The organism is Staphylococcus sp. HGB0015 (assembly GCF_000411275.1).
GTDB classification, from domain to species: Bacteria; Bacillota; Bacilli; order Staphylococcales; family Staphylococcaceae; genus Staphylococcus; species Staphylococcus schleiferi.
In genome coordinates this window covers 819,676-833,271 of the sequence record NZ_KE150417.1, presented here as the reverse complement: position 1 = coordinate 833,271, position 13,596 = coordinate 819,676, and the positions used below count along the sequence as shown (strand labels likewise).

The 13,596-nt window shown below is 35.3% G+C and carries 12 protein-coding genes; 3 read left to right on the top strand and 9 right to left on the bottom strand.

Annotation, left to right across the window (positions count from 1 at the left end; translation table 11 throughout):
- Positions 1-128: 128 nt before the first annotated feature.
- The 3 genes from HMPREF1208_RS03800 to HMPREF1208_RS03790 all read right to left on the bottom strand — a co-directional run bounded on the left by HMPREF1208_RS03800 (position 129) and on the right by HMPREF1208_RS03790 (position 3,934).
- Positions 129-1,391 (bottom strand): aminoacyltransferase, encoded by a 1,263-nt coding sequence (locus HMPREF1208_RS03800; RefSeq protein WP_016425031.1) that lies wholly within the window; start codon positions 1,389-1,391, stop codon positions 129-131.
- Between the two features lie 30 nt (positions 1,392-1,421).
- Complete coding sequence (locus tag HMPREF1208_RS03795) at positions 1,422-2,687, bottom strand: aminoacyltransferase (protein WP_016425030.1); 1,266 nt, start codon at positions 2,685-2,687, stop codon at positions 1,422-1,424.
- Positions 2,688-2,899: 212 nt separating this feature from the next.
- On the bottom strand, positions 2,900-3,934 hold the full coding sequence (locus HMPREF1208_RS03790) for a M42 family metallopeptidase (protein WP_016425029.1): 1,035 nt from the start codon (positions 3,932-3,934) through the stop codon (positions 2,900-2,902).
- Positions 3,935-4,075: 141 nt separating this feature from the next.
- Here HMPREF1208_RS03790 and HMPREF1208_RS03785 point away from each other — a divergent pair, with 141 nt between their 5' ends.
- Entirely contained in the window at positions 4,076-5,167 is a 1,092-nt protein-coding gene (locus tag HMPREF1208_RS03785) for a prephenate dehydrogenase (protein WP_016425028.1), read from the top strand.
- A gap of 146 nt (positions 5,168-5,313) precedes the next feature.
- On the opposite strand, the gene HMPREF1208_RS12035 is transcribed toward HMPREF1208_RS03785, so the two are convergent.
- From HMPREF1208_RS12035 to HMPREF1208_RS03775, 3 genes are all read right to left on the bottom strand, one after another.
- Positions 5,314-5,415: a type I toxin-antitoxin system Fst family toxin gene (locus HMPREF1208_RS12035; protein ID WP_126496119.1), complete on the bottom strand. Its 102-nt coding sequence runs from the start codon at positions 5,413-5,415 to the stop codon at positions 5,314-5,316.
- 142 nt (positions 5,416-5,557) lie between these two features.
- Entirely contained in the window at positions 5,558-6,820 is a 1,263-nt protein-coding gene (locus HMPREF1208_RS03780) for a Y-family DNA polymerase (protein ID WP_016425027.1), read from the bottom strand.
- A gap of 168 nt (positions 6,821-6,988) precedes the next feature.
- Complete coding sequence (locus HMPREF1208_RS03775) at positions 6,989-7,396, bottom strand: sporulation protein (RefSeq protein ID WP_016425026.1); 408 nt, start codon at positions 7,394-7,396, stop codon at positions 6,989-6,991.
- Positions 7,397-7,506: 110 nt separating this feature from the next.
- Between HMPREF1208_RS03775 and HMPREF1208_RS03770 the strand changes: the two genes are divergently transcribed.
- On the top strand, positions 7,507-7,692 hold the full coding sequence (locus HMPREF1208_RS03770; RefSeq protein WP_016425025.1) for a 2-hydroxymuconate tautomerase: 186 nt from the start codon (positions 7,507-7,509) through the stop codon (positions 7,690-7,692).
- Between the two features lie 47 nt (positions 7,693-7,739).
- Here HMPREF1208_RS03770 and HMPREF1208_RS03765 read toward each other — a convergent pair whose 3' ends face one another.
- Positions 7,740-8,711 carry an LCP family protein gene (locus HMPREF1208_RS03765; protein ID WP_016425024.1) on the bottom strand — a complete coding sequence of 324 codons (972 nt, stop codon included), beginning with the start codon at positions 8,709-8,711 and terminating at the stop codon, positions 7,740-7,742.
- A gap of 135 nt (positions 8,712-8,846) precedes the next feature.
- On the opposite strand from HMPREF1208_RS03765, the gene msrA reads away from it, so the two are divergent.
- Positions 8,847-9,365: a peptide-methionine (S)-S-oxide reductase MsrA gene (gene msrA / locus HMPREF1208_RS03760; RefSeq protein ID WP_016425023.1), complete on the top strand. Its 519-nt coding sequence runs from the start codon at positions 8,847-8,849 to the stop codon at positions 9,363-9,365.
- Positions 9,366-9,494: 129 nt separating this feature from the next.
- Here msrA and mprF read toward each other — a convergent pair whose 3' ends face one another.
- Together mprF and HMPREF1208_RS03750 are read right to left on the bottom strand one after the other, a co-directional pair.
- A complete protein-coding gene (gene mprF / locus HMPREF1208_RS03755; protein ID WP_016425022.1) occupies positions 9,495-12,017 on the bottom strand; it encodes a bifunctional lysylphosphatidylglycerol flippase/synthetase MprF in 2,523 nt (840 codons plus the stop codon).
- Positions 12,018-12,102: 85 nt separating this feature from the next.
- A complete protein-coding gene (locus HMPREF1208_RS03750; protein WP_016425021.1) occupies positions 12,103-13,308 on the bottom strand; it encodes an AI-2E family transporter in 1,206 nt (401 codons plus the stop codon).
- Positions 13,309-13,596 lie beyond the last annotated feature (288 nt).

Genomic DNA, 13,596 nt, shown 5'->3' with positions numbered 1-13,596 from the left:
GCTGTCAAAAGTCCTTATATGCTTGTTTTAAAATTTATATCACTTATTAGGTTTACATAACATAAATATGGTTAATTCTATTTTTATAAAAAAATTCGCGCTTTTTAGCTCAAAGCGCGAATCAATTGTTATTGTTTTTTAATTTTTGTACGTACTTTATTCAATGTATTGAAGACAAAGTATTTTACTTTATGGATAGGTTTATAAAAGTCACCAATAAGTTCTTCAATTTGCACATTGAATCCTCTTTTAAAGCGATATACACCATAATCTTCACTGTTTTCGGTAAAATCACCGGACAAACCGTAAAAATTGTAACGCTCATAACCATGTTCAAAGCAATAGTTAATCATAAACCAATGCATCGCATATGGTCCCATAAATTGGTTGTATTTCTCACTTGAGCCGCCCGAAAAATAATTGATTTCATAAGCATTTGCAAAATATACACCCGAAGCAAGATGAAGGATTGCACCATCTGTTTGACGTAATTCGCTAGCTCTTAACAATTCTTTTTGGTCATGATCAATTTGCGTATCTAACTCTGCAATTTTCTTGATTTGTTTGTCTGTTTTATTCTCTTTAGACATCATTTGATCACGTCTTGATTCTTTATCATTCAAGCTCTCTTGTAATGTCGTTATATACTCATCAAGATCAATATATGCTAACGGAATCAACACTTTATGGCCATAATGATTAATAAAGTTTTTGAAATAGTCGTCTGTTTTTGACACAAAGCCTGCACGTTCTTCAGTCTCTCTATAAAGCTCTAAAAAGAGATCGATTTCATCTTTTTCTAAAAATCTAACTTTCACACCAAAATTGTTCGCTTTATTGATATTTCTTTTGCGCTGACTATCGAACGATTTTTTTAATGTCTGTGGCGTTTGATCTTTTAAATCGAGTACGCCCATCCATCTCACTTGACTCGATGTGTCATATGTAGTTGTAAAGCCATGATGACGGTAACCGTGCGATTTGAAAAGTTGTACTAATTTATCATTACGCTCTCGATTCGGAAACGGTTGGATATCTTTATCATATATTTGATAAATCCAATATGGATCTATTTTGACATAAAGGCATTTATTTTTCGTTAAATATTGTTCTAATTCTTTTAAATAGAAGTCTACTAATCCTAAATCGCTATAATCCATGACCGGGCCACGATTTGAGTAATAAACATAACTGCCTGCTGTAGGAATTTTTGAAAATAAGCTGGCTGCAAGGATTTGATTGTTGTCATCTTTCACACCAAGCAACACAACTTGAAATCCGTCCGCTTCTCTTGTTGCAATATTTTCTTTTACTTGAAAATAGTGGCTTTCTAAAACAGGATTTTGAACAAATTGGTCGTATTCTTCAACTGTTAACTCTGTAAATTTCATACCAATAAATCCCCTTCTCTTTGCTATATCTTATCTTTTTATCTTGTCTTTTAATTGCTTTAATTTTAAGTAGACTGTATAGGCAGGTTTGTTTATAGGCTTAATAAAATCACCGACATATTCTATTACTTCTGCATTATAGCCTTTTTTAAATTTTATCACACCTGCATCTTCTGCATCTTCTGAAAAATCACCACTAATGCCATAAAAGTTATATCTTGGAATTTGATAATCAATCGCATAATTAATCATTTCCCATTGCACTGCGTAGCTTCCAGCAAAATGACGAAATTCGTTTGCTGTGCCGCCTGCATAATAAACAACCTCAAATGGATTAATAATAAAGAATCCAGCCGAAATCGGTAATGTGTCACCGTGTTTAAGTTGCAATGTTTCTGCTTCTTTTATTTTAGCTTGATTCGCTTCTAGTTGTTGCTCTAAATTTTTCTTTTTATTTATGGCTTTCTGATTTTCAGGACGCTTGTTGATGTCTTTATCTGCTTTTGCAATTTCTTTTTTAAAGTCTTGCGCTTCAGTGTTGAGCTCTGCTAAATATGCATTAAAATCAATATACGCTAGTGGTACGCGGACACGATCTTTATAGTATTTCATACGATGATAATAAAAATCGTCATCTCTATCTACAAAATCTTTTGTTTCAGATGTATCTTCCATAAACGAACGGAAAATATGTAATTCATCTTCGTTTAGATAGCGGACTTTCACACCATTTTTCTGTACTTTTTTCGTATTTCTTTTCCTTAAATTATCCATTTGATTTAAGATGTCTTTTGATGTTTTATTTTCAACATCGAGCACAGAATGAAAACGAATTTGCCTTATTGTATCAAACCCAGTTGTGAAACCTTCATGTTCAAAGTTTAATTCAGCCATTTTATCAAAAAACCAGTCACTGCCGTATCTTTCAATCACTTCACCATCATGGTTTCGCTTTAACATTGGTAAATAAGGGTCTACTCTCAAATACAATGCGTGATATTTCTTAACATATTTTGAAAGTTCATTAAAAAAGAAATGAACGAGCTCTTTATTTTCGTAGTCCATGACTGGTCCGCGGTTTGAATAAAAATATTTAAAAAACTTCATTACTGGCACTGCTGTCAGTAAACATGCTGCTAGTACGTTATTGTTGTTATCTTTAATGCCGACAAGATGTGTTTCAACACCTTCAGCAACCTTTAATTCATAGTTCCCTACCATTTGCGTGAAATGGCTATATGGCATTTGATCTGTAAACGCACCAAATTCAGCCGTCGTTAAATTTGTAAACTTCATTTTAATACTCCTATTTCTCTTTATATCTTCCAAGCATTTTTAATTTGTTCTGCTTTTCCTCTTATGGCATACCTAGAAAAAGCAACAGTGAAGTTTTAAATCCCCAGATTGTTTAAACTCTATCACCGTTGCGATTACGCCATATTCACCCTTTTATTCTTTCTACATTTTAACTTATTCCCTTCAAATTCGCCAATATGACGGTATTAAATTTAAACTAATTCTGAAAAACAGTATGCTTCTAAAAGGGCTTGAGCTGCTTTAATTGAATCTATATGTGTCCGTTCCAATGCATGTGAAGACTCAATTCCTGCCCCAAACAAACCGTGTTTGACATCTGCACCTGCACTTAAAGCGGCAGAAGCATCAGAACCATAATATGGATAAATATCTACTTGATATGGAATGTGGCGTTCACGACATAAAGACACCAGATGATGACGCAATTTTTTGTGGTAAGGGCCTGAAGCATCTTTTGCGCATATTGACACAGTGTATTCGTCTGAGGATTGACCATCACCTAATGCGCCCATATCAAAAGCGATAAATTCTTTGACTTTTGGATCAATATTTGAGTTCGCACCGTAACCAATTTCTTCATTATTAGAAATATAAAACTGAATTGTATAAGGGAGCCGCTTCGATTGTTCTTGATACCATTCCAAAAATTCAATAATGACTGCTACACTGACTTTGTCGTCTAAATGACGTGACTTTACAAATCCTGAAGCCGTAACTTCTGTTCGAGGATCAAAACTGACAAAATCACCGACTTCAATACCTAAAGCACGTGTTTCCGCTTCAGATGTCACCTTTTCATCTATTCTCACTTCCATATTAGTCTCATCACGCACAATTTCATGATTGTTACGATAAACATGTGGCGTCGTCTCATGGATTAAAATTGTACCTCGGTATGTTTGTCCTGTTGCCGTTTCAATCGTACAATATTCGCCTTCAATTGCATTATAACGAAAGCCACCAATAAGAGCTAAACGTAAACGACCATCTTTTAATATCTCTTTAACCATTGCGCCAAGTGTATCTACATGAGCTGTGATACACTTTTTCTTCTCATCGTTGTCGCCCTTAACTTCTATTAGTAATCCGCCTTTATTAGTAATATGTGTCGTGTAGCCACTCAATTCCACACGCTTTTTAACATAATCGATGGCACGCTCAGCACTTCCCGACGGACTATTGATGGCTGTTAATTCAGTTAATGTATCAATGACACGTTCATTCATACTCTTCATCCCCTTCTTCTTTTTATTCTATTGTAACGATGATACGCTAAAATCTCACGTATTCTTATCTCACTCTTGCAATTAAACGCGTTAAAATGATAAACTAGCCATTATTTATTATAAACTCAAGGGGGGACTTTGATGACTCACATCTTTTTTGTTGGTCTCGGTTTAATCGGTGGAAATTTAGCCAGTAATATAAAGTATTTTCATCCAAACGTAACCATTACCGCTTTTGATGCAAATCCCGACCAACTCGAACGTGCACAGTCTATAGGTATTATTGACCATGCCTCTTCAGATTATGAAACGACACTTAAGCAAGCAGACATCGTGATTTTTGCGACACCCGTTCAAACGACAGTTAAATATTTAAAAGCGTTGCCCCATCTTGAAACACAACCCGGTTTAATTGTCACTGATACTGGAAGTACGAAAGCAACGATTCAAGCATTTGAGTCGACTTTATTAGCTGCTCAAATCCACTTAGTCGGTGGGCATCCGATGGCGGGAAGTCATAAATCAGGCGTACTCAATGCAAAAAAGCATCTATTTGAAAATGCTTATTATATTCTCGTTCATAACCTTGCAGAAAATAATGATGCACGTCAGCAAATTCAGCAATTACTCGAACCTACGCGTGCCCACTTTATCCATTTAACTGCTGAAGAACACGATCGTATCATGAGTGTCGTAAGTCATGTCCCTCATTTCATGGCCTCTAGTCTTGTTCATCTTAATGCTTTTTTCGCTTCTGAGTCTTCTTTAATTCAAGACTTTGCGGCTGGAGGTTTTCGCGATATTACACGTGTAGCAAGTAGTAACCCCGAAATGTGGCGAGATATTTCAATTGAGAACAAGGCCCATATCATTTCGACACTTAAACATTTACAGCGTCAGCTTTCGAATACCATTCATTTGCTTGAAACCGAACAGCAAGACGCCCTATATGATTTTTTTAATGATGCAAAATCTTATCGCGATGCCTTGCCAATTCGTCAAAAAGGAGCAATGGAGAGTACTTTTGATTTATATGTAGATATCCCAGACCAACCGGGCATGATTTCAAAAATTACAGATATATTGAGCACGCATTATATTTCTATAAGAAACTTGAGGATTTTAGAGGTTCGTGAAGACATTTACGGTGCTTTACGTATTAGTTTTAAACGTCCGGAAGATCGAGATGCAGCACGTATTGCATTAAAAGACTTTGATACTTACTTAAGCTAACAGACAGGAAATATCAACGCATTTTGCATTTCCTTCCTGACTCGTGTTATAATAACTTCAACAAGAACTTCGTGCATGATATGCACCAATCCCCTCGCTATCGGAAGTAGCGAGGGGATTTTTTCGGCGCTAGCTTATCATATCGCCTATTTTTTCTTATTGCTGCGTACACGTAGCCAATGTGCAAATAACGCAACAATACAACCACTGACAACCGTGGTTGTGATGTGAACAAGAACTTCGGTCATTCATATGCACCTCCTCTCTGCGTCATCATTGACGCCTGAGAGATAGGCGACTTTTTTATTATACCACCTTCATTTTTACAATCCTAGCTTACTTCTTATCCACCGTAAAATAACAATAAATACGGGTATCTCAATCATACAGTTACATTTTATGTCCCGCCATTAAGCCTAATCTTCCATACTTTGTTCCCGCTTCAGTATAGGATATCGCTTTTGAAACGATTCCTTTGCCATATTTCTCTTGTAATTGATCGATCGTTTTCGCCAACTTTTCTTGACGTAACCTTTGAAATTCATCCGTAAATAAATCTAACTGTCTTTCACTTTCAGGTGACATTTTCGTCAACGACACACTCAAGGTCCGATATAATTCATTTGGGTCACAATACGTTTCAGCCAAACGCGCAACAACGTTATAAATATCTTGCTCTAAGTTGGTACCGACTTGTAACGTATACTGTTTAGAGATACCGCCTCCATCTTTGTAACCAAACGAAAAATGAATCGTCTTTGCGAGTTGTTCACGTTCTCGCAAGCGCCGTGCCACATCTTCAATGAGCTCTTGCATAACGACCTTTGCTTCTTGAAATGTATAATCACGCATCAAAATTTGGCTTTTACAAATAGAAGGGTTCATAATTTGATACGTTTCATTGATACGACTTTGATCAATCCCATTCGCATGTAAATGAAGGTCCACACCTATAATCCCAAAGTCTCTTTTTAAGTAAACGTACGGATACTGTGCTAATTGTCCAATTTTAAAGATCCCGCGTGCATTCAACTTTTTCTCCGTTCGTTTACTAATCCCCCAAAAAGAAGTCAAAGGAGAAATCTCCCATACTTTATCTGGCACATCTTCATAACGCCATTCGGCAATATAGCGCGGATTATTTTTAGCTTCATTATCCAGTGCGAGCTTACTGAGTAACATGTTAGAACCGACACCAATCGCACATTGCACTTTAGTTTCTTCATATATTTCTTTAATTAAACGCTCACAAAAAGAATGTAAAGTCGTATTAAAACGATAGTAACTCTTCGTCACATCCATAAAAAACTCATCAATACTGTACTGATGAAAATCTTCTGGTGGCACATAACGTAACGCGATTTTAGAAATCTTTAGTGATATATCTAAATACTTACGCATACTTGGATTAATAATATAAATATCGTTGCGATGCGGAATTTCAAATAGACGTGAACCTGTTTGAATACCTAACTTTTTAAGGGGTTGCGTTGCTGCAAGCACAACCGATCCCTGTCTTTTCGTATCTGCAACTACTGCTAACTTTGTCGTTAAAGGATCTAATCCTTTTTCAATACACGACACACTCGCAAAAAAACTTTTTTGGTCTATACACAAAATATCCCTGTTTTCTAATAAATGATAATCATACATCTCCATTCACCCTCACCTATCTGAAGTTATATTTCTATCATACACGAACATATGTTCTTAAATCAACACAAACAGTACATACGTTCTAATAAAATCATAAAAAAAGCGATGTCGCGCCTTTCATCAGCGGCAACATCGCTCAATTGAATCCTCACTGCTTATGAATGATTAACGTCGGTAAGGAATGACAGCTTCCATCTCTTCATCCAAACCGTGCCCAATATAAACATGAGTATGTAAATAAATATGGCTTTTAAGTGATTTAAACGTTAACGACTCCGGTTTAAAACTAAAGTCTATTTTTTTATCTTCACCTACATCGATAGTAAATGCTTCATCAATCACAAAGCGGTCTAGTTCGTGCGTTAAATATGAAAAGTCACTCGTTTCATCATCATTCGGATATTTTTCAATCATCGTCAATACAATATGTGTCACTTTTTGATCACTCTGACCTGCTTTGAGATGTACACAACCAGAAATTGTATCCGAAAGATCATATTCTCGCTGATTTAAACGAATAAATACTTTCATACCGTTGATGCCTAAAGATGTTAATACATTATCGAAACCCATAAAAACCCTCCATGTCTCTTGTTGTTAATCTTATCATAGCCAAAAATGATTCAATCGCGCAACCGATATCAAAAATGCTATAATGAAATAAAAATTGAGGAGGTCTTATCATGCCTATTGTTACAGTTAAATTATTAGAAGGTCGCACAGATGAACAGCTTAAAAATTTAGTAACTGAAGTGACAGATGCCGTAGAAAGAACAACAAATGCAAAGCGAGAAGCGATTTCTGTTATCATTGAAGAAATGAAAAAAGAACACTTCGGCGTTGCTGGTGTACGTAAATCAGACCAATAATACTAAAACCCCCTGTTTGATTGAAAACAGGGGGTTTTAACATCATTTTAATCATTCAAAAATGCTTGAATTCGCTTTTTATTTTCAGCTTTATCTATACCTAAAGCAGAGCCACCATCATTCGTCGTAATATTTTCGTAGCTTCCTTTAACAGGAACACTTAACGTCTTAATATCTTTATCACCACGGACAATAAAACTGAAGCCTGTTTGATAGATTGCTGAATCTGGCATGTTCGTACCGACATAACCCCGCATAATGCCCGCTAATTTAGGCGCCTTCATAATAGATGAAGGTTGTACGAGTTGTTGTTTCAATGCCGACATCACTTGTTGTTGACGACGTACACGTCCAAAATCCCCTTCCGGATCATTACGAAAACGTGCATAACCTAGTAACTCTTTCCCGTTTAGGCGATGATAGCCTTTTTTCAATGATACACCAATTTTGGCAGACATATCTTTTTCAACGTGAATAGGCACGCCTTTAGGCTCAAGTTCGTCAATCATCGCTTCAAAACCATTAAAGTCTAGTGTTGCATAGTACTCTGGCTCAATACCTAAGTTTGACTTTAACGTCTTGCGCAATAGTTCAGGTCCACCTAATGAATAAGCCGCATTAATTTTATAGCTGTTATAGCCTGGAATATCCGCATAAATGTCACGCATAATAGACACAATCTTCATATCTTTTTTAATATAGTCATATTGTGCAACCATAATCGAATCGGTACGAGACACACCGCCGTCTTCACGGTCCGCACCTAAAATTAATACAGTGGCTTTCCCATCATTTTTAATTGCACCATTAAATTTATGTATTTTCGGCGCTTGATTATGTTTTTTAGCCACTTCAAGACCTGACTTATAACTAGAAACACAATACATCACAAAGGCAAAAAGCAGAATGATAAACGCCAAGATAAACAAAGGCCATTTAGGTATCTTTATCTTTTTCTTACGCTTTAAAGTTTTCTCAGAAGCATTCGAGGTACTACGGTTTAAATTGTTTTCATTCATCTTATCAACCTTATATCTTCAAAATTATGTATCTATGTACTATAATAAATACATATTAACGTTATATAAATTTATTTTAAAAATCAAGTGAAAACCATAAAATCATACCAAGTTCTTATATGGAAGGGTGTTTAAATGAATATCAATACAGCATATTTTGCAGGTGGTTGCTTTTGGTGTATGACCAAGCCATTTGACCAAAACGAGGGCATTGAGCAAGTCACATCAGGTTATATGGGAGGCCACGTTGATCAACCGACGTATCAACAAGTGAAAACAGGAGAAACAGGTCACTATGAAACAGTCAAAATCGAGTATGATGTCGCACTCTTTTCATACCAAAAGCTGTTAGAAATCTTTTTCTCAGTGATTGATCCGACTGATGACGGTGGACAATTCCAAGATAGAGGTTCGCAGTATCGCACTGCTATTTTTTATACAAACGAAGACCAAAAAGAAGTCGCTGAAGCTTATATTGCTTCACTCGAAGGCACTTTTGACCACGATAAAGCAGTCGCCACTAAAGTTCTTCCAGCTTCTGAATTTTATGAAGCTGAAGCATACCATCAAGATTTCTATAAAAAAGACCCTGAACGTTTTGAACAACAAGAAAGAGAACGTGAAGCTTACGCGCAATCTCATCAAATTAAGTAAACATAAGCATACCATTGCTGATTTGAATAAAGGATTTTTATATCGGACTTATCACATATTGGTTTTAAACTACAGAAACACCGACAAAGTACTTATGACTTTGTCGGCGTTTTTATTTTTCTATTACAATTATTTTTTTCGACGAATCACTCTTGTCACTTTAATGAGACTCTCCCAGACACTTTGGCCTCGATGATACACTAAATAGCGTGACTCCCAATCTGGATTGAACTTGCTTTTATATTGACGTAAACCTTGGAAACTATACAAACCATTAAAGTGTTCATAAAAGCGACCTGCAAATTTCTCTCTAATATGACCATAAGGCACTTGTCCAACATTGGATAATGTCGCCATCCCCATATTAAAACGTGAATAGCCTTCTGATTGGGCCCATAAAATCATATTTAAATATAACGCGTCCATGAAAGGTAAGCCTAATGATTTATCCCAACGAATCAAATCGACGGAAATGGTATCTGCACCTTCAACAGGCATTAATGTACAAAAGGCATCAATACGACCTTCTTCATTTCTCAACACCCCAACTGGCGCTGCGTTAATATAGGCAGGCGTGAATCGACCTACTGAAAAGTAAAACTCTGATTGCTGACCTAGCCACTCTCGACTAATTTGATGCAATCGATCATACGTTTTCTCGTCTAACGGCGTCTCTAAAATTTCAAATTGATAACCTAATGATTCAAATTTATTCAACGTCGCTCTAAAACCACGTCGTTTTTTACCTGCAACTGTAAAGTCTGTCGCGTTGATTAACGCCTCTTCACCCAATTTGAAGAATTGGTTACCAAAGTCATGATAAAGCGTCAAATAATCTTCAGACACTTGATAAAAAATGACATCTCTACCTAAATATGTGGCATACTCATAAAACTCCGTCAGCAACGAACGGAAATCTGATTCTAAACCTACAGGATCACCTAAAATGATATAGGCACTTCGGTCATAACGATACATAACGAAAGCCGTTTGTTGTTCATTAACAAATACGAGCTTATCGCCACTATATAATAAATGGCTTAATAAATGCCCGCCATATTGTTTCAAAATTTGACTGGCCACTTCTTTATCATGATGTTCTCGAGGGCGACGATAATTCCATTCGAAAAGATAAATAATGACCACAACAATTAATGTCATACCAATGACAGACAACCAAAAAGTTGAACGTAATAAGAAAAAGTCAATTTTAGGCGGTTGTACTTCAATTAAGTATAAAAATTGCTTCACTAATAGCTGATTGAAATAAAGGACAATCGCACTAATGACTAAAATAATCGTTAATTTTTGGATACGAAGTGGTCGTTTAAGTACACGTGCTTTACGATAAGCAAAGATCAGTGCTGCAAGTATTAAAGCGATAACGAGTAATAATAACGTCGCGCCATATACATAAAAATTAGATAATAATAAGATAACGAGCGCTACAATCGCAAACAATATCGATCGTTTACTCCTAGCGATAATCCCACGTAAATTCAGCAGTAAAATCAAACTTGCACTGACATTTAAAATATACAATAGAATAAACAATGTATGATGCTTCGTATTTAAAGCATCGAATATAATGGAGAAATTACTAAAGAATAAAATCGAACTCATCATTAATACTAGAATACTCAACGCAAGTGATGGTATTAGCGCAACAAAGTCTTTTTGGAAAGACATTAAAAAACCTGAAACCTCTTTTGCGGGTAAAAAGTATTTTGATTCAGAAACATATTTTTTCGCAAGTGAACCGAATTCAAAAACGGTTAACACAAGTGCTATTAATAATGGGAAGAAGTAATAGGCAAAACGATATAAAAGTAACCCTAATACCACTTTTTCTTCGGCAATCCCTAAATGTTGTAGACCTAACAGAACTATTAAATCAAATGCACCGAAACCACCCGGTATAAATGAAATAAGCCCTGAAATCGCCGCAACAATAAAGACACTGAGAATCACTGGATAAGAGACATGCACACCTACAAGTTGGAATGCACAGAACAGAACGATACTCGCTAATAACCACTCTGAACTAGACACGAGTGTAAAGATAGACCCTAACCAACGCGCCGTCCGATCAATAGGCCAAATCCATGAAATAATAATAAATACAGGTAATAAAAAAGCGATAACGTATAAAAAGACTGTAAACCAAATCGATGTGCGGTATAAAAAGCTAACATCTAACACATGTGTCACGATTAATAGTGACAAGAAACTTAAACCTGTCAGCATCGACGTCAACATATAGGAGACAAATTGAACAAGCTTTTTGCGCTCATTTGTATAACTCCCATAAAACCACATACGAACACTAGCGCCAATAAAACCACCGAATCCGATAATATTATTAAACGCATTGATAATATAACCGACGCGCAACGCTTTAAAAGGAGAAAGATCTAATTTAAAACGACCGGTTAAAATCACGTCATAAAGTGATAATAAAATGACGGAACTTCCCCCTAATAAGAAGAGAATAATCATTTCCATTGGACTAATATGATTGAATAATAGGAAGACTTTCTTAAAATCAATAGCCGCAAGTTCTTTGACTAAAATCACTGTAATCGTTGTGATTAAAAAAATGATAAATGCAATTTTTAGATATTTAAGCAAGTGATGTTTTTGTTTTATCATGCAAACTGTTCCTTTCTCTATGTGTGAATCCATGTCTTAGAAAAAGAGATTGAGACACTTTATGATTGCTCAATCTCTCCATCTTTTATTGTTCTTTATTATATTCTTCCTCAGGCATCTCGTATCCACCTGCATCATCAGCGTAATATTTATTATAACGACGCTTGAATAATAGGAAGATGTGAGAAACTAAAACTTTGATAATCGCATAGGTTGGAATACCTAAAATAACCCCTACAATCCCTAAGAGATTACCTGCAGATAAAAGGACAAAGATAATCGTTAACGGATGAATTTTAAGTGTTTTCCCCATAATATTTGGCGAAATAAAATGACCTTCTATAAATTGAACTGCAGTCCAGACGACAATCAATTTTACCAACATAAATGGAGAGGTAATAATAGAAATAATAATCGCTGGTGAAATCGCAATCGTTGGTCCTAAATAAGGCACAACACTCGTTACTGCGGCTATACTTGCCAAAATCAAAGCATAATCTAAGCCGATAATGGAGTAACCGATAAATAATAAAATCCCTATACAGAAAGAGACAATAATTTGTCCTTGAATGTAAGACCCAACTTGTTCACTCATTTTATCTAATAAATCATGTACATCTTTGCGAAACTTTGGAGGAACAATTCTGTTAGAAAATTCTTTAAAACGATGCCCATCTTTTAACATAAAAAATAGAACAAAAGGAACTGTCACAATAACAACTGTGATATTCACAACAGTTTCAGCAAAAACACGTATTTTTGAACTTAAGCCATCAGCTAAACTAGGCACCTTTTCTTGTAAACCATGTAGTGTTTTTTCAATTTGCGAATAATAATCAGACAAAAATGGTATATGCATCATATTGTCCGCAAAGGAACTGAGTTTATTAATATAATTTGGAAAGTTATGCATTAAGCGTTCAAATTGAATTGTAACAAGTGGAATTAATAAATTTACAACAATCGTTATAATTCCAGCAATACCTAAAAATAAAATCGTAATGCCCCAGACCCGATTAATATTATAACGCTCCATTAAATTAATAATCGGATTAAACAAATAGTACAGAATGAGCGCAACAATAATCGGTGCTGCAATAGTATTAAATATAATAATGAAAGGTTGAAAAATATAAGACACACGATCAAATATAAAAATAACAACCCCTATTAAAATAAAAACAAGCAATGCAAATATTAAGTCTTTACCACCGAAAAATTTCATAAAGCGACTCTCACGTATGTTTAGATTTCGATGTTCTAATTGTTCTTTTTGTTGCTGTTCGGTCATAGATTTCACCAAGCCTTTTAGAAATTAGTTATAGTTTATCGCTTTTCCATAAAAATTTAAACTTAAATCTATAATAACAAACAAACATACGAATTTGTCGCAAAGATGAATATACAAGTCTTTAAATTTATTTCTATCTAAACGATGAACCTCATACGCTTCATTATACCATTAATATTACCAACGCTCTTCAGACTATAAACCGAAAATTTCAAATAATAAAGCATGATTTTCTGTTGAACGATGTTTTCCTTAGAAAATGAAATCACACGAATAATATAAAAAAGC